Below are 20,416 nucleotides of genomic sequence, written 5' to 3' on the forward strand. Positions count from 1 at the left end.
CCACGGGCACGGAGGGGCGAGCGCGTCGGTCGGTGGACCGGCGCGCTAGTCGATGAGTACGAGGAGGGTGGGGATCCCGGAACGCAGCACGACGACACTGTGCGCCTCGTACGGCACCGCCGTCAACCAGCCCGTCCCACTCCGTGGGACGGGACCGTCCGCACCGTGGGACGGTCGAGGACCGTCGGGTCGAAGGCGTCGATGACGCCGGGCAGGTCGGCGGCCTCCGTGGGGCGGGCCAGCAGGAAGCCCTGCACGAAACGGCAGCCCAGGTCGACCAGCGCGGCCAGCTCCCCCGGGGTCTCCACGCCCTCGGCCACGACGTCGATGGACAGCCGCCGGCCCAGCTCGATGACGCTCTGCACCACGGCTGCGCCGCGCTCGTCGGTCTCGATCCCGGCCAGGAACTCCCGGTCCATCTTCAGCACGTCCACCGGCAGCCGGGCCAGGTAGGCGAAGGAGGAGTAGCCCCGGCCGAAGTCGTCCAGGGAGACGACGCAACCCAGGTCGTGCAGGGTCTGCAGGTCGCTGCCCAGCCGGTCCTGCTCGCTCATCAGCACCGACTCGGTCACCTCCAGCATCAGCCGGTGCGCCGGCAGACCGGAGGCGGCGAGCGCGGCGGCCACGTCGGGCACCAGGCAGCCGGCCTGCAGGTGACGCACGCTGATGTTCACGCCCAGCTGCAGGTCCCGGCCCGCCGCCAGCCAGCCGGCCACCTCGGTGCAGGCCCGGCCCAGCACCCAACGCTGCAGCGGGACGATCAGGCCGTCGTCCTCGGCGAGTGGGACGAACTCGTCGGGGCCGACCTCACCGAGGTCGGGGTGGTCCCAGCGGACCAGTGCCTCCAGCCCCAGCACCCGCCGCTCCGCCAGGCCCACGACGGGCTGGTAGACCACCCGCAGCTGGTCCCCGGCCAGCGCCGCGGGCAGGTCGTGGGCCAGCCGGGTCCGCCGCGTGGTGGCCGCGTCGGCGGCGTCGCCGTGGCTGCGCACCCGGCCCTTGCCGGCCGCCTTGGCCGCCCGCAGGGCCAGGTCGGCCTGGCGCAGCGTGGTGGCGACGTCGTCCTGGGGGCGCAGCTCGGTGACCCCGATGCTGCCGGCGACGGCGAAGACCGGGCCGTCGTGCGCGCCGTCGGGCCCGGTCGCCTGGTGGTCGCGGTCCAGCCCGGCCACGACCCGGCGGGCCAGCGCCGCGGCGTCCTCGAGCCCGGACCGCACCAGGACGGCGAACTCGTCGCCGCCCAGCCGGGCCACCAGATCCGGCTCCCGGACCAGGTCGCGGAGCCGGTCGGCGACCTCGACCAGCAGCAGGTCGCCGGCCTCGTGGCCGGCGACGTCGTTGACGGCCTTGAAGCCGTCCAGGTCCAGCAGCAGCAGGCTGGCGACCTCGCCGTCCCCGGTGCGGGCCCGGGCGGCGGTGAGCGCGGCGGTCAGCCGGGCGCGGTTGGGCAGCCCGGTCAGGTAGTCGGTGAAGGCCATCCGCTCGAGCTCGCGCTCGGCGTCCCGGCGGGCGGTGACGTCGCGCAGGTGCAGCACCCTGCCCTGCCCGGTGTCCCCGCCCAGGGCCCCGCCGCCGACGCTCTCGACCTCCCGCCACTCCCCCGCCCGGGTGCGCAGCCGGAAGCCCTGCCCGCCACCGGGCGTGGCCACCGCGGCACGGACGGCGGCGGCGTCGGCCGGGTGCACCACGTCGGTCAGCCGGCGGCCGGCCAGTTCGCGCGGGGTCCAGCCCAGCCGCGGGCGGACGCTCTCGGAGACCCAGCCCATCCGGCCGGCGTCGTCGAGGACGACGGTGACGTCGTCGGTGTCCAGGACCAGGGAGCGGAACCAGGACTCGGTGCGGGCCAGGCGCCGGGTCAGCCGGGCGCCGTCCACGGCCCAGAGCAGGCTGCGCGCCAGGGTCAGGACGAGCAGGAGCGAGGCGGCCACCGCCTCCAGCCCCGAGACCGGCCGCCCGACGGCGACCCCGCAGACCAGCAGGACGCCGACCCCCGAGGCGGCGCAGTAGCTGAACACGACGCCGGCCAGCGGCAGCTGGGTCTGCACCGAGGCCTCGGGGGTGCCGCTGTCGGCGGCCGCGGCGAGCAGCCCGGCGGCCAGCATCACCGACCAGGCCACCACCGTGACCAGGTCGAGCACCCGCAGCCCCAGGGCGACCGCGATCGCCCCGCTCACCGCGACGACGCCGAGCGCGAGCCAGGCGGTCATCAGCCAGGCGGCCGCGGCCCGGCGGCGCGCGGGCGCGGTGGCGAAGGTGAGCAGGCCGACGGCACACAGCAACGCCCCGACGGCCGGGTAGCCGACCGAGACGAGGGTGTCGACGTCGGCCACCGACCCGGCCAGCGCGTCGTGGACGACGACCTCGCCCAGCACCGCCACGGCCACCAGCACGACGGCTGCGTCCAGCCACACGCGGGAGTCCGCGGACCGAGGTCCACCGCCCTCGACCAGGCGGGCACAGGCCAGCAGCGCGCAGGGGACGGCCAGCAGCAGCGGCAGGTCCTGCACCCCGGCGGAGGTGGTGTTCACCCCGACGCCCCGGACGGCGCTGAGGGTCTGACCCAGCGAGATGAGCGCGCAGGCGGCCGCGAACGCCGTCCAGGGGCGGCCGTCGGCGCCCCGGGCGCGGGCGCCGCGGACGAGGACGACGGCGGTCGCGCCGCTGAGGACGGCCAGCACGGCCGGACCGGTGCGCAGTCCGGTGCCGGCGCCCAGCAGGGCGTCCAGCCCGGACAGCAGCAGGGCGCCGGCGATGACGGTCAGCAGGCCGCGGGTCTCCCGGACGGTGCGTGCGGCCGGGTGCGCCCCGGGCCGGGAGCCGCCGTCGCGGCGGTCGCGCAGCGGGAGCGGGACCTCGGTGAGCACGGTCAGACCCGGCCGACCAGCCCGGGCCACAGCATCCCCGCCGTGCCGTCGACGAGGGCGACGAAGCGGGGCAGGGACAGCGGGCGGGACAGCAGGAAGCCCTGCGCGAAGCCGCAGCCCATGCTGCGCAGCACGGCCAGCTGGCTGGGCGTCTCCACGCCCTCGGCGACGACGTCGATGCCCAGGGCGCCACCGATGCCGATGACCGACTCGCACAGCGCGCGGGTCTGGGCGTCCTTGTCGATGCGGGCCAGGAAGGTGCGGTCCAGCTTGATGATGTCGACGGGCAGCCGGGTCAGGTGGGCCAGCGAGGAGTAGCCGGAGCCGAAGTCGTCCAGGGCGACGTGCACGCCCATCAGGCGCAGCGCCGCGAAGTCGGTCTCCACGTGCGGGCCGTCGGCGAGCACGGTGGACTCGGTGATCTCGATGACCAGCCGCTCGGGCTGCAGGCCGCTGGCCTTGAGCGCGTGCGAGACGTCGCCGACCAGCGTCCCGCTGGCCACGTGGACGGCCGAGACGTTGATGCCCAGCCGCAGCGGCTCCCCGTGCACCGGCAGCGCCGCGGCAGCCGTGGTCGCCTCGACCAGGACCCAGCGCTGCAGGTCCCCGATCAGCCCGGCGCGCTCGGCGATCGGGATGAACTCCTCGGGCTCGAGCTCCCCGAAGGACGGGTGCCGCCAGCGCAGCAGGGCCTCCACGCCGGTGACCCGCTGGTCCGACAGCGACACGATCGGCTGCCAGGCCAACGCCAGCTCACCGCGGGCGCGGGCCCCGACGAGGTCCCCGCGCAGGCGCTCCCGACGGTCCCGGGCAGCCCCCAGCGCAGGCTCGTAACGGCGCACGGTGCCCGGCCCGGCGGCGCGGGCGGCGAGCACGGCCAGCTCGGCGCGGTCGGTGACCACGCCCGCGGACAGCCCGGCGACGAGCGGGACCAGACCGACCGCCGCGGTCAGGTCGACCAGGCCGAGCTCGGTGGTGATCGGCTGCTCCACCACCGACAGGCAGCGGGCGGCGACCAGGTCGGGCTCGCCGTCGACACCGTGGGCCAGCACGGCGAAGAGCTCCGGGCCGACCCGGGCGACCTGGTCGTCGCCACGGACGGTGGCCCGCAGGCGTCGACCGACCTCGATGAGGGAGACGTCGACGACGTCACGGCCCACGTTCTCGCGGGCCTCGTTGAGGCCCTCGACCTCGAAGAGCAGCAGCGCGACGGCCGGTGTCTCCCCCGCCTCCGCGAGCTCGTCACCGAGCACGCGCAGGTGCGCGGCCCGGTTGGGCAGGCCGGTGACCGGGTCGGTGAAGGCCAGCGAGCGCAGCTCGTCCTCGGTGTCGGACCGCACGGTGACGTCGCGGCAGTGCAGCACCAGCGCGCGGACGTCGAGGTCGCGCCGCAGGTCGGTGACACCGGCCTCGAGCACCCGCCAGGTGCCGTCGGCGGCGGGCAGCCGGAAGCTGCGCAGACCGGAGAGCGTGCCCTCCTCGACGGCGGGTGCCTCCAGCCAGGCGCGGACGGCGTCGGCGTCCTGGGGGTGCACCGACTCGGTGACCGGCACGCCGACGAGCGGCCGGCCGGCCTCGAGCGCGGGGCCCTCGAGTGCCGGCGCGGCCCAGGTGACCACCAGGTCGGGGCCCAGCACCAGCACCGGGTCGCTGCTGGAGCGCACCAGCGACCGGAACCACGCCTCGCTGCGCTCCAGCCGGACGCCGACCCGCACCTCGTCACGGGCGGAGACGCCACGGTGCACGGCGGTGAGCAGCAGGCCCAGGGCCACCGCGACCAGGGCGGCCGGGGTGGGGGTGCCCACGAGCAGGGCGGAGCCCAGCAGCAGCACGGCGGCGACGGTCATCACCAGGTGCGGCAGCAGGTGACCGGCCAGGGTGAGGCCGGCGGTGAGCCGGTCCCCGCGGCCGTCGGTGCCGGTGCTGCCGGGGTCGCCGACCGCGGCCAGCGCCAGCAGCACCAGCCCGACGACGAAGACGGCGCGGGTGAGGAGACCGGGCACGCCGAAGGGGGTGGTGGACCCCAGGGCGGCGAGCGCGTCGGCCACCGTGACGCCGGTGAGCCCGGCGAGGGTGACGGCGCCGGTGGTGCGCCGCGCACCCCAGGTGGCGGTCAGCAGGGTGAGACCGGCCCCCAGCAGGACCGTGGCGGCCAGGCAGCTGGCCTCCAGGGCGACCCGGGAGGCGAGGGACAGCCCCGCGTCGCGGACCAGCGGCCCGACGACCAGCACCTGGGCGAGCACGAAGGAGGAGGTGCAGAACAGGGCGCTCTCGGTCAGCAGCCGGGCTCCGCCGGCCCGCAGGCGGGACCAGCCCAGCAGGCTGAGCACGCCGACGGCGGCGATGAGGTGGGCCGGGACCGAGGCCGCGGTCCGGGCCGGGTCGACGGGTGCGTCGGCACCGCCGAGCACGTCGGCGACGGCACTGACGGTGACGCCCAGCAGCAGACCACCGGCCACCAGCGTCCACCCGCGGCGGGAGGCGCAGGTGCGCCGTCCCGAGACGAGCAGGACGCCGGCGACGGCGAGGGAGACGAGTCCGACGAACACGTCGGCAGCCACCCGCCGCTCCCCGGTCGGCAGCGCCAGCACGCCGGTCAGCAGCACGAGGCACACCAGCCCGAGGGCCGGTGTCACGCGCCGGGTCTGTTCCACACGCTCAGTGTCGGCAGGTCGACGGAGCGTGAACAGCCGTGGCTCGCCGGGAGTCACCCGTTCGGGCGGTCCCGGCGAGCACGCGGTGTGCTCGTGTGCTGGGCGGTGACTACCCGCAGATGGCGCCCTGGGCGGCGGAACCGACCAGCTTGGCGTACTTGGCGAGGACGCCGCGGGTGTAGCGGGGCGCCGGCGGGGCCCAGCCCTCCCGACGGGCGGCCAGCTCCTCGGCGTCCACGTGCAGGTCCAGGGTGCGGGCGGCGAGGTCCAGCACGATCCGGTCGCCGTCGCGCACGAACGCGATCGGGCCGCCGTCGGTGGCCTCGGGGGCGATGTGGCCCACGCACAGGCCCGTCGTCCCCCCGGAGAACCGGCCGTCGGTCAGCAGCAGGACGTCCTTGCCCAGCCCGGCGCCCTTGATGGCACCGGTGACGGCGAGCATCTCGCGCATGCCGGGGCCACCGCGCGGGCCCTCGTAGCGGATGACGACGACGTCGCCGGGCTTGAGCGTGCCCTCGGTGACGGCGAGCATCGCGCCGGCCTCGCCGTCGAAGACCCGGGCGGTGCCGTCGAAGACCTCGGCGTCGAAACCGGCGCTCTTGACGACCGCGCCGTCGGGCGACAGCGAGCCACGCAGCACGGTGAGGCCACCGGTCTTGTGGATCGGGTTGTCCATCGCGTGGATGATCGCGCCGTCGGGGTCCGGCGGGGCGATGTGCGCGAGGTTCTCCGCCATCGTCGCGCCGGTGACCGTCAGGCAGTCCCCGTGCAGCAGACCGGCGTCCAGCAGCGCCTTCATGACGACCGGCACGCCGCCGATGCGGTCGATGTCGCTCATCACGAACCGGCCGAAGGGCTTCACGTCGGCCAGGTGCGGGGTGCGGTCCCCGATCCGGTTGAAGTCGTCGAGGGTGAGGTCGACGTCGGCCTCGTGCGCGATGGCCAGCAGGTGCAGCACGGCGTTGGTGGAACCACCCAGGGCCATGACGACGGTGATGGCGTTCTCGAACGCCTCCTTGGTCATGATGTCCCGCGCGGTGATGCCCCGGCGGAGCAGCTCGACGACGGCCTTGCCCGACTCCACGGCGTAGCCGTCGCGGCGGCGGTCCGGGGCCGGCGGGGCAGCGCTGCCGGGCAGGCTCATGCCCAGCGCCTCGGCGGCGCTGGCCATCGTGTTGGCGGTGTACATGCCACCGCAGGCGCCCTCACCGGGACAGGTGGCCTTCTCGATCGCGGTGAGCTCCTCGCGGGTGATCTTCCCCGCGGCGCAGGCCCCGACGCCCTCGAAGACGTCGATGATCGTGAGGTCGCGGTCCCCGAGCTTGCCCGGCAGGGTCGCCCCGGCGTAGAGGAACACCGCGGCCAGGTCCAGCCGTGCGGCGGCCATCAGCATCCCGGGCAGCGACTTGTCGCAGCCGGCCAGCAGCACCGAGCCGTCCAGGCGCTCGGCGAACACGACGGTCTCGACGGAGTCGGCGATGACCTCGCGGGACACCAGCGAGGCGCGCATGCCCTCGTGACCCATCGAGATGCCGTCGGAGACCGAGATCGTGCCGAACTCCAGCGGGAAGCCACCGCCCTCGTGCACCCCGGTCTTCACGGCCTTGGCCAGCCGGTCCAGGCTCAGGTTGCACGGGGTGATCTCGTTCCAGGACGAGGCCACACCCACCTGGGGCTTGGCGAAGTCGTCGTCCCCCATGCCGACGGCGCGCAGCATGGCGCGGGCCGGGGCCTTGGCGTCGCCGTCGGTCACCTCGTGGGAACGGGGCTTGATCGAGCGGGTCGTGCCCGGGGTGGAGGTGCTGGTGCGCGGTTCGTCCACGGTCGTCACGACGCAGGATGCTATGCCCGTCCGGCGACGCCCCGGTCGGCGCGGCACCTCCCGGGCGTCGTCTGGGAACATCGGGAGCCGTGGACACAGCTCGTGTGCGGATGAACCGGACGGCCCTGGTGCCCGTCGTGGTCCTGCTGGTCTGCGTGCTGCCGGTGGCCGCCGCCGCGTGGTGGGGCCTGCCGGTGCTGCTGGTCCCGGCCGCCGCGGCCGCCTGGGTGCTGCGCGTGGGCGTCGACGTCGGCCCGGCCGGGATCACCCCCCGCACCCTCTTCGCCGGCGACACCGTCCCGTGGGACGACGTCGCCGGCATCCGGGTCGGCGAGAACCAGGACCTCTGGGTGGTGCGCGCCTCGGGCACCGAGGTCCGGATCCCGGTGCTGCGGGCCCGCGACCTGCCCCGCCTGGCCGCCGTCTCCGACGGCCGGATCCCCGACCCGACCTGAGTCCCCCCGGCGCGGCTGCAGGGCCCCGCGGCGCGCGCAGCGTGTCGCGGGGGGGGGGGGGGGGGGGGGCGACCACGTTGACCAGCGGCTGACCGGCCAGCACCCGGTCCAGCTGGTCGCGGACGGCGGCGGTGGCCCGCTCGGTGGTCTGCGGCACGGCGCCGGCGACGTGCGGGGTGAGCAGCAGCCCCGGCGCCTGCCACAGCGGGTGGCCCTCGGGCAGCGGCTCGGGCTCGGTGACGTCGAGGGCGGCCCGCAGCCGGCCGCTGGTGAGCTCGGCGAGCAGCGCGTCGGTGTCGACGACGACGCCGCGCGCGGCGTTGACCAGCAGGGCGCCGTCGGGCATGGCGGCCAGGAACGCGGCGTCGACGAGCCCGGTGGTCTCCGGGGTGACCGGGACGATGACGAACACGACGTCGGCGTCGGGCAGCAGCCCGGGCAGCTCGTCGGTGGAGCGCACGCCCTCGCGGGCGGTCCGGGCGACGTAGGTGAGGTCGACGTCGAACCCGGCGAGCATCGCGCCGATGGTCCGGCCGATGTCGCCGGCGCCGAGCACGAGCACCCGGGCGCCGACCATCGAGTGGTGGGTGCCGGGGCTCCAGCGGCCCGCGTCGGCCTCCCGGACGTACTCGGGGATGCCGCGCTGGGCGGCGAGCGCCGCGGTGACCGCCCACTCGGCGGTCGAGGGCGTGTGCGCACCGCGGGCGTTGCACAGGGTCACCCCCTCGGGCAGCCGGCCGACGAACTTCTCGGCCCCGGCGCTCATCAGCTGGACCAGGCGCAGGTGCGGCAGCCCGCCCAGGAAGCCCTCGGGGAGGGAGGTGAGGCCACCGGGCACCCACACCTGGGCGAGCGCGGCGTCGCCGGTGGGCGCGCCGTCGGCGGGGTCGACCCGGTGCGCGTGGACGCGCGGGGAGAGCGCCTCCAGGGCGTCGGCCAGGGCGCGGGAGGGGACCAGCACGTGCAGGTCCTGGTCGTCGGGGAGGTCGAGGACGAGGCTGTCGGACACGGGTCCCGACGGTAGGGGGCCCTCGCGCGGACGGCGATCCGGGCCCCGCTCCTGCGTACCCTGGGCGGGGTGACCCGGGGGACGAGACGCACGCCGTGGCTGGTGGCCGCGACGGCGTCGGTCCTGCTGGTGGCCGGGTGCGGCGGTGGGTACAGCCCCAGCGGCCCGTTCGAGGCCGTCCCGGAGGGCCCCGGCCCCCAGGTCGGCCCGCCGACGCAGGGCACGCCGGCCCCTGCCCCGGGCGATCCCTCCACCCCCGGCACCGACGACCCGGACGCCGGCGACCCGAACGTGGTGGCCACCGACCTCGCCGTCCCCACCGGGCTGGTGCTGCTGCCCGACGGCAGCGCGGTCGTGGGCGAGCGGGAGACCGGCCGGCTGCTGCAGGTGTTCCCGGACCGCTCGGCCCCGCGCGAGCTGATGACCGTGTCGGGCATCGACACCACCGGCGACGGCGGGCTGCTGGGCCTGGCCCTGTCGCCCACGTACGCAGAGGACGGCCTGCTCTACGCCTACCTGTCGACCGCGACCGACAACCGGGTGGTCCGCTTCCCGGTGGGCGGCACGCCCAACCCGGTGGTCACCGGCATCCCGCGCGGCGAGACGCGCAACGGCGGCGGTCTCCTCTTCGGCTTGGACGGCACGCTGTACGTCGGCACCGGGGACACCGGCTCGGCCGGGCTCGCGCAGGACCCGGCGTCGCTGGCCGGCAAGGTGCTGGCCTACGACGTGTTCGGTCAGCCGGTCGGCGCGAGCCCGGTCTTCAGCCAGGGCCTGTCGAACGTGACCTCGCTGTGCCAGGGCGGGGACGGCACGGTGTACGCCACCGACGACTCCCCCGGTGAGACCCCCGACGAGTTCGACGCCCTGGTGACCGGCGGCGACTACGGCGCCCCGGCCGCGCTGCCGGGCAGCCTGCCCGCGGTGCTGAGCGTGCCGGGTGCGGCTGCCGGGCTCGCCGGGTGCGCGGTGTCCGGCGACTTCGTCTACCTGGGCGCCCTCGACGGCCGCCGCGTCGTGCTGGCGACCCTGGGACCGGACGGCGCGCCCACCGAGGAGCCGACGGACTTCCTGGCCGACGAGTACGGCCGGCTGCGCAGCGTGCTCGTCGACGCCGAGGGCGCGCTGTGGGTCACCACGTCGAACACCGACGGGCTGGGCACGCCCGCCGAGGACGACGACAAGGTCCTCCGCGTGCAGCCCCCGGCCTCGGACGCCACCAGCCCGCTCTGAGGGCCCTGCCGCGCCGGCGACGAGGAGCCCTCGCACCGGCACGGCAGCGGGACGGTCAGCCGAGCACGCGCTCCTCGAGCATCCGGCGCACGGTGGCCGCATCGGCCTTGCCGCGGGTCTCCTTCATGACCGCACCCACGAGCGCGCCCAGGGCCGCGGTCTTGCCACCGCGGACCTTCTCCACGACGTCGGGAGCACCGGCGATGGCGGCGTCCACGGCCGCACCGAGCTCGTCGGAGTCGCCCATGACGGCCAGGCCGCGGCTGTCCACGACCTGCTGCGGGGAGCCCTCGCCGGCCAGCACACCGTCCAGGACCTGGCGGGCCAGCTGGTCGTTGACCGTGCCGGCGGCCACCAGCGCGGTCAGCTCGGCCACCTGGGCCGGGGTGACGGCGAGGTCGGTGAGCTCGGTGCCGGCGTCCTTGGCGCGCCGGGACAGCTCTCCCAGCCACCACTTGCGGGCATCGGCCGGGTCGGCCCCGGCGGCGACCGTGTCGGTGACCAGACCCAGGGCGCCGGCGTTGACCAGCCAGGCCATCTCGGTGTCGGAGATGCCCCACTCCTCGCGCAGCCGGGCCCGGCGGGCGGCCGGCAGCTCGGGCAGGTCGGCCTGCAGCTGGGCGACCCAGTCGGCGTCGGGAGCCATCGGCACCAGGTCGGGCTCGGGGAAGTACCGGTAGTCGGTGGCCTCCTCCTTGCTGCGCCCGGCCGAGGTGGAGCCGGTGTCCTCGTGGAAGTGCCGGGTCTCCTGCAGGATCCGCACGCCGTCGTCGAGCAGGGCGGCCTGGCGGCGCATCTCGTAGCGCACCGACCGCTCCACCGAGCGCAGCGAGTTGACGTTCTTGGTCTCGGTGCGGGTGCCCCACTCCAGTGACCCGGTCGGGGCCAGGGAGGTGTTCACGTCGCAGCGCAGGTTGCCCTGCTCCATCCGGACCTCGGAGACGCCCAGGGCCAGCAGGATCTCGCGCAGCTCGGCGACGTAGGCGCGGGCGACCTCGGGGGCCTTGGCGCCGACGCCGGGGACCGGCCGGGTGACGATCTCGACCAGCGGGATGCCGGCCCGGTTGAAGTCGACCAGCGAGTGGTCGGCCCCGTGGATGCGACCGGTGGCGCCACCGACGTGCAGGTTCTTGCCGGTGTCCTCCTCCAGGTGCACCCGCTCGATCTCCACCCGGTAGGTCTCGCCGTCGACCTCGACGTCCAGGTGCCCGGCCGTGCACAGCGGCTCGTCGTACTGGCTGGTCTGGAAGCCCTTGGGGATGTCGGGGTAGAAGTAGTTCTTCCGGGCGAAGCGGCACCAGGTGGCGATCCGGCAGCCCAGCGCCAGGCCGATGCGGATGGTCGCCTCGATGGCGGCCGCGTTGGCCACCGGCAGCGCGCCGGGCAGGGCCAGGCACACCGGGCAGGTGTGCGTGTTGGGCTCGGCACCGAAGGTGGTGGCGCAGCCGCAGAACATCTTCGAGGCGGTGCCCAGCTCGACGTGGGTCTCCAGGCCGAAGACGGGCTCGTACCGGGCGACGACGTCGTCGAACTCGAGCAGACGGTCGGTGCTCACTGCTTCCCCTGCTTCCTGGCTGCTTCTCGGGTCTCGGCGCGCCCGGTGACCACGGCACCGACGGCGGTCAGGACCCCGAGGACGATGAAGACGGCGAAGACGGGCCGGCCGCTGAGGGCCCAGCCCAGGATGCCGGCGAGGACGACGAACGCGGTCAGTCCCCAGGCGGCCTTGAGGGCGGTGCTCATCGCGCTGCCCCCAGCTGGCTGAGGAACGTGCCGCCCCGGGCGGCGTCCCCGGCTGCCTCCAGCGCGGCGGCGACCCGGTAGCAGCGGTCGTCGGCCAGCGCCGGGGCCATGACCTGCAGGCCCACCGGCAGACCCTCGGACAGCCCGACGGGCACCGAGATCGCCGGGGTGCCGGCCAGGCTGGCCGGCAGGGTGCACAGGTCGGCGGCGTACATCGCCAGCGGGTCGTCGACCCGCTGGCCGATGGGGAACGCCACGATCGGCGACGTCGGGCTCACCAGGACGTCGACCCCCTCGAACGCGGCGACGAAGTCCCGGCTGATCAGGGTGCGGACCTTCTGCGCCTGCCCGTAGTAGGCCTCGTAGTAGCCCGAGGACAGCGCGTAGGTGCCCAGGATGATGCGGCGCTTGACCTCGGGGCCGAAGCCCTGCTCCCGGGTGAGGGCCATGACCTCGTCGAGGTCCCGGCTGCCGTCGTCGCCGACCCGCAGGCCGTAGCGGACGCCGTCGAAGCGGGACAGGTTGGAGGAGGCCTCGCTCGGCGCGATCAGGTAGTAGGCGGCCAGCGCCAGGTCGAAGCTGGGGCAGGAGACCTCGCGGACCTCCGCGCCCAGCGCCCGCAGCTGGTCCACCCCGGCCTCGAACGCGGCGAGGACGCCGGGCTCGTAGCCGTCGGTGTGGCCCTCCCCGCCCAGCTCGCGGACGACGCCGACGGTGACCCCGGACAGGTCACCGGTCGCACCCTGCTGGGCGGCGGCGACGAAGGGGGCGGCCGGGGCGTCGATGCTGGTGGAGTCCCGCGGGTCGTGGCCGCCGATGACCTCGTGCATGAGGGCGGCGTCGGCGACGGTGCGGGCCATCGGGCCGGCCTGGTCCAGGCTGGAGGAGAACGCGATCAGCCCGTACCGGGACACCGAGCCGTAGGTGGGCTTGTGCCCGACCAGGCCGGTGACGGCGGCAGGCTGGCGGATCGAGCCACCGGTGTCGGTGCCGATCGACCACGGCGCCAGGTGCCCGGCGACCGCGGCCGAGGACCCGCCCGAGGAGCCGCCGGGGATCCGGTCGTGGTCCCACGGGTTGCGGGTGGGGCCGTACGCGGAGTTCTCGGTGGAGGACCCCATGGCGAACTCGTCCATGTTGGTCTTGCCCAGCAGCACGGTGCCGGCGGCCTTGAGGCGCGCGGCCACGGTGGCGTCGTAGGGCGGGACCCAGCCCTGGAGGATCTTCGACCCGCTGGTGGTCGGCACCCCGTGGGTGACCACGACGTCCTTGAGCGCGACCGGGACGCCGGCCAGACGGCCCAGCTCCTCCCCGGCGGCGCGGCGGCGGTCGACGTCGCCGGCGGTCGCGAGCGCGGCCTCGCCGTCGACGTGCAGGTAGGAGTTCAGCGCCCCGTCGGTGGCGGCGATGGCGTCCAGGTGGGCCTGGGTGACCTCGACGGCGCTGGCGCTGCCCTCGGCCAGGGCGGCCTGCAGCGCGGTGACGTCGAGGTGGGTGAGGTCGGTGCTCATGCTTCTTCCTGCAGGATGCGCGGGACCCGGAAGCGGTCGTCCTCGGCGGCCGGGGCGCCGGCGAGCGCCTGCTCGCGGGTCAGGCTCGGGGTGACGACGTCGGGCCGGTACACGTTGGTCAGCGGCACGGCGTGCGTGGTCGGCGGGACGTCGGCGGTCGGCGCGTCCTGCACCCGGGCGACGGCGCCGAGCACGACGCCGAGCTGACCGGCGAAGAGGTCCAGCTCCTCGTCGGTGACGGCGAGGCGGGACAGCCGCGCGAGGTGCGCGACGTCGTCTCGGGAGAGGCTGGTGCTGCTGTCCGTGCTCATGCGCTGGCGGGACCCCACTGTCGGTCTGCTCGGTGCTCTGACGGCGGGAGCCGGTACCGGCCCCCAGCCAGGTCACTCTACGTGGGGCGGGACACCGGCCCCGGTCCGCGAGCCGGGTTGGCCTCCGGGGGGCCTGATGGGGCAGGCTGGCCGCACCCACGATCGACGCAGATCGGCCGCCACCCCACCGTCCCGCGGAGGTCGACGTGTCCTACCTCCTGCGCCTGGTCGTGCCCGACCGGCCCGGCATCCTCGGCGCCGTCGCGACGGCGCTGGGCCTGGCCGGCATCGACATCGTCTCGGTGACGGTGCTGGAGCGCGGTGGCGGCGTCGCGGTCGACGACATCGTGGTGGAGCTGCCCACCGACCGGGTGGCCGACAGCCTGATCACCGCCGTGATGACCGTGGAGGGCGTGCAGGTCGAGTCCCTGCGACCCTTCGCCGGCGCGCTGGACACCCACCGCGAGCTGGAGCTGCTGGAGTCCCTGGCCCGCGCCGGGGAGGGCACCTCCAAGCTGCTGGCCGCCGAGCTCCCCCGGGTGCTGCACGGCGGGTGGGCCGCGGTGCTCACCGGCACGCCCGACGCCGTCACCGTGCTGGCCGCCTCCGACGCGGCTCCCGTGCTGGAGGGCCTCCGGCTGCCCTGGCTGCCGCTGCACGCCCCGGTCCTGCTGCCCAGCGACGCCGACTGGGTCCCCGTCCGCTGGCGGGAGATGGCCATCGAGATGATGGCGGCCCCGTTCGACGGCGGCGGCACCGCGGTGCTGCTGGGCCGCTCGGGCGGGCCGGTCTTCCGCCGCTCGGAGCTGCTGCGACTGGCCCACCTGACCGGCATCGCCGCGACGGTGGCCCAGCTGCCGGAGGCCTGAGGCCCGGCCCCGTCCGCACCAGGACGGGGACGGGGCCGGGCGTCGTCCGGTCACTCCTGGGCCGGGGCCTCCACGGTCTCGGGATCTGCGGCCGAGGCCTCTGCGGCCGCGGTGTCCTCGACGGCGGCGGCCTCGACCGCGCTGTCCTCGACCGCGGTGGCCTCGACCGCGGCCTTCTTCTTCCGGGGGGCGCGCTTCTTCGGGGCGGGGGCCTCGCCGCCGGCCGCGGGGGCGGGCTCGGGCTCGCTGCCGTCGCCGACGGTGGCCACGGCACGGGCAGCCTCGGGACCCTGCTCGAGCAGCACGGTGAAGCCGTCGTCGTCGAGGACCGGCGCCTTGACCGCGACGGCCTTGTCGTACTTGCTGCCCGGGTCCGCGCCCACGACGACGAAGCCGGTCTTCTTGGACACCGAGCCGGTGACCTTGCCGCCGCGCTCCTGGATCGCCGCGATGGCCTGGTCCCGGCTGTGGTCGCGCAGCGAACCGGTGACCACGACGGTGACCCCGGTCAGCGGGCCTGGGCCGGCGTCGGAGGCCTCGTCCTCCATCCGGACGCCGTCCCGGCGCCACTTGTCCACGACCCCGCGGTGCCAGTCGACGGCGAACCAGTCCCGCACGGCGGTGGCGATGGTCGGGCCGACGCCGTCGGCGGCGGCGAGCTCCTCCTCCGACGCTGCCTCCAGGCGGTCCATCGAGCGGAACTCGCGGGCCAGCGCCTGGGCGGCGGTGGGGCCGACGTGCCGGATGGACAGCCCGACCAGCACCCGCCACAGCGGGACGTCCTTGCGGGTCTGCAGGTTGGTCAGCAGCCGGGCACCGTTGGCCGACAGCCTGCCGTCCTTCTTGGTGAAGAACGGGGCGCGCTGCAGCTTCTCGGCGTCCAGGGAGAACACGTCGCCCTCGTCCTCGAGGAGCTGGCTGTCCAGCAGCGCGATCGAGGCCTCGTAGCCCAGCACCTCGATGTCGAAGGCACCCCGGCCGGCGACGTGGAAGACCCGCTCCCGCAGCTGCGCCGGGCAGGACCGGGCGTTGGGGCAGCGGATGTCGGCGTCGCCCTCCTTCTCGTGCCGCAGCTGCGTGCCGCACTCGGGGCAGTGCGTGGGCATGACGAACTCCCGCTCGTCACCGGTCCGCACGTCGACGACCGGCCCGAGGATCTCGGGGATGACGTCACCGGCCTTGCGGATGACCACGGTGTCGCCGATCCGGACGCCCTTGCGCGCGACCTCGCTGGCGTTGTGCAGCGTGGCCAGCTGCACGGTGGAGCCGGCCACCTTGACCGGCTCCATGTAGCCGAAGGGGGTGACCCGCCCGGTGCGCCCGACGTTGACCCGGATGTCCAGCAGCTTCGTCGTCGCCTCCTCGGGCGGGTACTTGAAGGCGATGGCCCAGCGCGGGGCACGACTGGTGGACCCCAACCGGCGCTGCAGCGCGACCTGGTCGATCTTGACCACGACGCCGTCGATCTCGTGCTCGACGGAGTGCCGCTGCTCCCGGTAGCGCTCGATGTAGGCCCAGACGGCCTCCAGGTCGGGCACCACCTCGTACCGGCTGCTGGTGGGCAGGCCGAGCGCGGCCAGCTTCTCGTAGGCCTCCGACTGGCGCTCCAGGTCGAAGCCGGTGCGCGCGCCGATGCCGTGCACCAGCAGCCGGAGCGGGCGGGTCGCGGTCACCCGGGGGTCCTTCTGGCGCAGCGAGCCGGCGGCGGCGTTGCGCGGGTTGGCGAAGGGCGGCCTGCCGGCCTCGACCTGGGCGGCGTTGACCTCGTCGAAGGCGGCGACCGGGAAGTAGACCTCGCCGCGCACCTCGACCAGCTCGGGGACGTCGTCGCCGCTGAGCTGCTGGGGGACGTCGTCCATGGTGGCGACGTTCGCCGTCACGTCCTCGCCCGTGGTGCCGTCGCCCCGGGTGGCGGCCCGGACGAGCCGGCCGCGCTCGTAGACCAGGTCGATGGCCAGCCCGTCGATCTTGAGCTCGCAGAGGTAGCCGGCACCCGCGGCGCCGTCCCGGTCGGCGCGCGCGGCCCAGGCGGACAGCTCGTCGGAGCTGAACGCGTTGTCCAGGCTCTGCATCCGCTCCAGGTGGGTGACCGGGGAGAAGGTGGCGCCGAAGCCGCCGTTGACCTTCTGGCTCGGGGACTCCGGGGTGACCAGCGCGGGGTGCTCGGCCTCCAGCGCCTTGAGCTCGCCCATCAGCTCGTCGTACTGGCCGTCGCTGACGACGGGGGCGTCCTTGACGTAGTAGGCGAAGGCGAGGCGGTCGAGCTCCTCGGACAGCTCGCGGTGCCGGCTGCGTGCGACCTCGGGCACCTCGGTGACGTCGGCCTGCTCGGGCGCGGCCGTCGTCCCCGGCAGGTTCTCGGGGGTGCTGTCGGGGGTGTCGGCGGGGTCCGCCACGGCCTCGGTGCTCACGACCGGAGACGGTAGCCGGGGGCACCGACAGGGACCCCCGGCGACCGGTCACTCCGGCAGCAGGTACCGCGCCGCCTCGCGGACGTGCGCCATCGCGGCCCGGGCGTAGGCCGGGCTGGCACCGGCCAGCCCGCAGCTCGGCGTGAGGGTCACCGCGGTGTGCAGGTCCTCGGCGGGGAAGCCGAGCTCGTTCCACCAGGCCCGCAACCGGCTCGCCGTCGCCCTGGGGGCGGGCAGCGTGGTGTCGGTGCCGGGGACGACGCCCAGCACCAGGTGGGTGCCCGCGTCGACCGCCGTCCCGATCGCGTCGAGGTCCTGCACGAGGGAGTGGTCGAGGGAGACCGCGTCGGCGCCCGCGGCACGCAGCAGGGCGATGGGTGCGCGCGGGGCGCAGCAGTGCACGACGGTGGGGACGCCGAGGGTGGCCAGGAACGCGCCCAGCTCCTCCTGGACCAGGGTCGCCTCGACCGCGGCCAGCTTGCCGAAGCCGCTGACGGTCGGCAGGCCACCCATCAGGACCGCGGGCAGCGAGGGCTCGTCCAGCTGGAGGACGACCTGCGCGCCGGGCACCCGGGCGGACACGGCCTCGACGTGGGCGCGCAGCCCCTCGGCGAGGGACTGGGCGATGTCGCGGCGCGCCCCGGGGTCGGTGACGGCGCGGTCGCCGCGGGTGCGCTCGAGACCGGCGGCCAGCGTCCACGGGCCGGCGGACTGCAGCTTGAAGGGGCCGGTCCAGTCCGCGGCGACGTCGTGCAGGGCGTCCAGGTCGCGGGCCAGGAACTCCGTGGCCCGCTGCAGGTCCCGGCCCGGGCGCGGGACGAGCCGCCAGCCGGCCGGGGTCAGGTCGACGAACACGTCCACGAGGAGCGCCGCGGTGCGCCCGGTCATGTCCGAGCCGGGCCCACGGGCCGGCAGCTCGGGCAGGTGCGCGAAGCCCGGCAGCTCCCCCACGACCAGCCGGAGGGCCTCGGCGGGGTCGGTGCCGGGCAGGGACCCGACGCCGGAGGCCGGCCCCCACACGGTGGTGGGGACCGGCCTCGGGTCGTCGGTGCGGTTCTCGGTGGTGCGGTTCTCGGTGGTGCCGTTCTCCGGGGTGCTGTTACTCGGCGATGCCACGCTGGCGACGGTAGCCCGCCGCGGTCGCCACCCCACCGGTCAGCAGCAGCAGACCGGCGACGCCCAGCATCTGCCCGGTGGCGGTACCCGTGTTGGCCAGCTGGCCGGTCGGGATGCCGTTGCCGGGGTTCGCGATCGGCTGGGTGCCCGGGGTGGGCGCCGGGGCCGGAGCCGGTGCCGGTGCCGGGGCGGGGGCTGCAGCCGGGCAGGGGTAGCCGGCAGCGGCGGCGCCGGTGGTCCCGGTCGGGCCGGTGGCCACCGCGTTGCCGCCGTTCTCACCGCTGCCGCTGCCGCCACCGGCCGGCGGCGTCGCCGGGGCCGCGGGGCGGGCGTCCGTCACCGGCGTGCCGTGCCCGATGGCCGGGGCGGTGTACGGGTCGACACGGGTGAAGAAGGCGATGGCGGTCTCCACGTCGACCGGGCCGGTCACCTGCGCCGTCCCGTTGCGGAAGGCGGTGAAGCTGTCGCCACCGCCGGCCAGGAACGAGTTGGCCACGACGCGGTAGGTGGTGCCGGGCACGAGCACCTGCGGGTCGACGGCCGGGGTGCTCGGGTCGTCGATCCGGATGGACGCCGGGTCGACCCGGTCGTAGGCGGGCCGGGCCAGGTCGTAGGAGTAGGAGAACCCCTCCGACGTGCCCAGGTACAGCTGGGAGGTGCGGCCCGCGGTGTTGAACTGCTGCTCCAGCAGCAACCGGATGTCGGCACCGGTCAGCGTGATGGCGTTGGCGTAGTTGCCGAAGGGCTGGACGGCGAACGCCTCGGCGTAGGTGATCGGGCCGGCGTCGATGTTGGCCCGCAGACCGCCGGGGTTCATGAACGCCACGGCGGGGAGGCCACCGCCGAAGGTGGCCGCGGGGTCCCCGTAGGCCACCTGGTCGGCCTGCAGCGCGGTGAGCTGCGCCTGGGCGACGGTGTTGCCCAGGGTGGACTCGGCACCCCGGTTCTCGGTGCCGGCCGTGTTGGTGGCACGCGCCAGCGGGGTCGTCGTGTTGCCGACGGTCCGGCTGCCGACCGCGGTCGCCTGGGTGGTCCAGTAGGACACGATCGCGGCGGTCCCGGCGTCCGGCGTGCGGGCTGCCCGGTCGGTCGGCACGTTGGTCACCGAGTAGGTGCCGCAGAGCCGGTCGACGTCGCCGGTCTCGCCGTCGATGACGAACCGGACGTCGCCGACGAGGCGGCCGTAGTAGCCGGACTGGGCGACCAGCCGGGGCTGCCCGGCCGGATCGGTGAGGTAGCAGCTGTAGTTCTGGTGCGTGTGGGCGGACAGGACCACGTCGACGGCGGGCACGGTGCGCTCGTTGATGTCGACGATGGAGCCCGACAGCTGACCGCAGCCGTTGACGTCGGTCGGGGTGGAGGGCGTGCCGCCCTCGTGCACGACGGCGACGATCGCCTCGATGCCCTGGGCGCGCAGCTCGGGGACGTACCGGTTGATCGCGTCGGCCTCGTCGACGAACTCCACGTCGGCGATGCCGGTCGGCGCGACGATCCCCGCGGTGGTCTCGGTGACCACCCCGATGAATCCGATGCGCTGCCCGTCGACCTCACGGACGGCGTAGGGCGGGAGCATGGGGGTGTCGGTCCCGGCCATGACGACGTTGGCCGCCAGGTAGGGGAAGTCGGTGCCCCCGAAGGGCGCCCCGGTGCTGTCGGGGAAACAGCCGTCCACGCCGGCGGTGACACCCTGGCAAGCGGTCTGGTCGTCGGAGAACGTGCGGTCGGTCGGACCGGAGAGCCGACGCAACTCGTCGGTGCCGCGGTCGAACTCGTGGTTGCCGACGACGGAGAGGTCCATCTCCATGTCGTTGAGCACCTCGATCGTGGACTCGTCACGGAAGCCCGCCGAGTCGAACGGCGAGGCACCCACGAGGTCGCCGAGGCCGATGAGCAGCGAGTTGTCGGCGACGCCCCCGCCGGCGACGAAGGCGTCCCGGGTGGCGGTGACGGTGCTGGCCACGTTCGCGGCCCCACCGACGGTCGCGGTGCCCAGGGTCGCGTCGGCGCTGGTGGTGTTGCCGATCCGACCGTGGAAGTCGTTGACCGTGAGGAGCTGGACCGGCACGTCCGGCGCCGGTGCGGCGGCGGGCGCGGCCTGCGCCACGGACGGGATGCCGACGACCGCGGCCGAGGCGACCATGGTCATGGCGAGAGTGAGGCGCGTTCTGCGCAAGGGTCCTCCGAGGTGTGGGCCCGTCCCGGTGACTCCCCGAAGTCGACCGATCACTGAGCTTGTCTACGTAGCGAGGCGAACGAACGCCTCGCAGCAAGCTAGCCCGACCCCGTGACGAAACCAAGGGCCCGCTGTGAACCGACGTCGAGCGTTCACCGTCCGGAAACTCGTCCGGCGAGACCGCTGTAGGCGCGCACCCGGCCCCGACCGCGCGCCCCAGCGGGGTCGGCGCGACGGTGAGCAGC

13 protein-coding genes and 1 pseudogene are annotated in these 20,416 nt (G+C 75.1%); 3 read left to right on the forward strand and 11 right to left on the reverse strand.

What is annotated here, in order from left to right; translation table 11 throughout:
- Window positions 1-122 precede the first annotated feature (122 nt).
- The 3 genes from ASG41_RS25145 to ilvD all read right to left on the reverse strand — a co-directional run bounded on the left by ASG41_RS25145 (window position 123) and on the right by ilvD (window position 7,349).
- Window positions 123-2,864: a bifunctional diguanylate cyclase/phosphodiesterase gene (locus tag ASG41_RS25145; protein ID WP_157518883.1), complete on the reverse strand. Its 2,742-nt coding sequence runs from the start codon at window positions 2,862-2,864 to the stop codon at window positions 123-125.
- A gap of 2 nt (window positions 2,865-2,866) precedes the next feature.
- The gene (locus tag ASG41_RS00630) at window positions 2,867-5,500 is read right to left on the reverse strand and encodes a bifunctional diguanylate cyclase/phosphodiesterase (protein ID WP_157518885.1); all 2,634 of its coding nucleotides are present in this window, start codon (window positions 5,498-5,500) and stop codon (window positions 2,867-2,869) included.
- 127 nt (window positions 5,501-5,627) lie between these two features.
- Window positions 5,628-7,349, reverse strand: coding sequence for a dihydroxy-acid dehydratase (gene ilvD / locus ASG41_RS00635; protein WP_235564280.1), 1,722 nt, complete (start codon window positions 7,347-7,349; stop codon window positions 5,628-5,630).
- A gap of 80 nt (window positions 7,350-7,429) precedes the next feature.
- Between ilvD and ASG41_RS00640 the strand changes: the two genes are divergently transcribed.
- Window positions 7,430-7,795, forward strand: coding sequence for a PH domain-containing protein (locus ASG41_RS00640; protein WP_157518887.1), 366 nt, complete (start codon window positions 7,430-7,432; stop codon window positions 7,793-7,795).
- Window positions 7,796-7,970: 175 nt separating this feature from the next.
- Here ASG41_RS00640 and ASG41_RS24425 read toward each other — a convergent pair.
- Window positions 7,971-8,561: pseudogene (locus tag ASG41_RS24425) on the reverse strand (NAD(P)-dependent oxidoreductase); the annotation flags it as partial.
- Between the two features lie 312 nt (window positions 8,562-8,873).
- Here ASG41_RS24425 and ASG41_RS00650 point away from each other — a divergent pair.
- Entirely contained in the window at window positions 8,874-10,037 is a 1,164-nt protein-coding gene (locus ASG41_RS00650; RefSeq protein WP_056288303.1) for a sorbosone dehydrogenase family protein, read from the forward strand.
- A 55-nt stretch (window positions 10,038-10,092) separates the two neighbouring features.
- On the opposite strand, the gene gatB is transcribed toward ASG41_RS00650, so the two are convergent.
- Genes gatB through gatC form a run of 4 tightly spaced genes read right to left on the reverse strand, consistent with a single transcriptional unit; the run spans window position 10,093 to window position 13,602 of the window.
- On the reverse strand, window positions 10,093-11,592 hold the full coding sequence (gatB, locus tag ASG41_RS00655; RefSeq protein ID WP_056288306.1) for an Asp-tRNA(Asn)/Glu-tRNA(Gln) amidotransferase subunit GatB: 1,500 nt from the start codon (window positions 11,590-11,592) through the stop codon (window positions 10,093-10,095).
- Complete coding sequence (locus ASG41_RS00660) at window positions 11,589-11,780, reverse strand: hypothetical protein (protein WP_056288308.1); 192 nt, start codon at window positions 11,778-11,780, stop codon at window positions 11,589-11,591. The genes gatB and ASG41_RS00660 overlap by 4 nt, the downstream gene beginning before the upstream one ends.
- A complete protein-coding gene (gene gatA, locus ASG41_RS00665; protein WP_056288311.1) occupies window positions 11,777-13,291 on the reverse strand; it encodes an Asp-tRNA(Asn)/Glu-tRNA(Gln) amidotransferase subunit GatA in 1,515 nt (504 codons plus the stop codon). The genes ASG41_RS00660 and gatA overlap by 4 nt, the downstream gene beginning before the upstream one ends.
- Entirely contained in the window at window positions 13,288-13,602 is a 315-nt protein-coding gene (gatC, locus tag ASG41_RS00670) for an Asp-tRNA(Asn)/Glu-tRNA(Gln) amidotransferase subunit GatC (protein ID WP_056288314.1), read from the reverse strand. The genes gatA and gatC overlap by 4 nt, the downstream gene beginning before the upstream one ends.
- A 206-nt stretch (window positions 13,603-13,808) precedes the next feature.
- Between gatC and ASG41_RS00675 the strand changes: the two genes are divergently transcribed.
- The gene (locus tag ASG41_RS00675; protein ID WP_056288317.1) at window positions 13,809-14,471 is read left to right on the forward strand and encodes an ACT domain-containing protein; all 663 of its coding nucleotides are present in this window, start codon (window positions 13,809-13,811) and stop codon (window positions 14,469-14,471) included.
- Between the two features lie 50 nt (window positions 14,472-14,521).
- On the opposite strand, the gene ligA is transcribed toward ASG41_RS00675, so the two are convergent.
- The 3 genes from ligA to ASG41_RS00690 are packed head-to-tail and all read right to left on the reverse strand — an operon-like array spanning window position 14,522 to window position 20,144.
- A complete protein-coding gene (gene ligA, locus ASG41_RS00680) occupies window positions 14,522-16,882 on the reverse strand; it encodes an NAD-dependent DNA ligase LigA (protein WP_235564281.1) in 2,361 nt (786 codons plus the stop codon).
- Window positions 16,883-16,930: 48 nt separating this feature from the next.
- Entirely contained in the window at window positions 16,931-17,998 is a 1,068-nt protein-coding gene (locus tag ASG41_RS00685; RefSeq protein WP_082556437.1) for a methionine synthase, read from the reverse strand.
- Window positions 17,982-20,144, reverse strand: coding sequence for a bifunctional UDP-sugar hydrolase/5'-nucleotidase (locus ASG41_RS00690; RefSeq protein ID WP_235564283.1), 2,163 nt, complete (start codon window positions 20,142-20,144; stop codon window positions 17,982-17,984). The genes ASG41_RS00685 and ASG41_RS00690 overlap by 17 nt, the downstream gene beginning before the upstream one ends.
- Window positions 20,145-20,416 lie beyond the last annotated feature (272 nt).

The organism is Modestobacter sp. Leaf380, from assembly GCF_001424485.1.
Lineage (GTDB): Bacteria > Actinomycetota > Actinomycetes > Mycobacteriales > Geodermatophilaceae > Klenkia.

What these genes read in the sequence shown, in the direction of transcription:
- ASG41_RS00660 (WP_056288308.1), bottom strand. Translation starts at nt 11,780, where the DNA reads ATGAGCACCGCCCTCAAGGCCGCCTGGGGACTGACCGCGTTCGTCGTC.
- gatC (WP_056288314.1), bottom strand. Translation starts at nt 13,602, where the DNA reads ATGAGCACGGACAGCAGCACCAGCCTCTCCCGAGACGACGTCGCGCAC.
- ASG41_RS00690 (WP_235564283.1), bottom strand. Translation starts at nt 20,144, where the DNA reads ATGACCATGGTCGCCTCGGCCGCGGTCGTCGGCATCCCGTCCGTGGCG.
- gatA (WP_056288311.1), bottom strand. Translation starts at nt 13,291, where the DNA reads ATGAGCACCGACCTCACCCACCTCGACGTCACCGCGCTGCAGGCCGCC.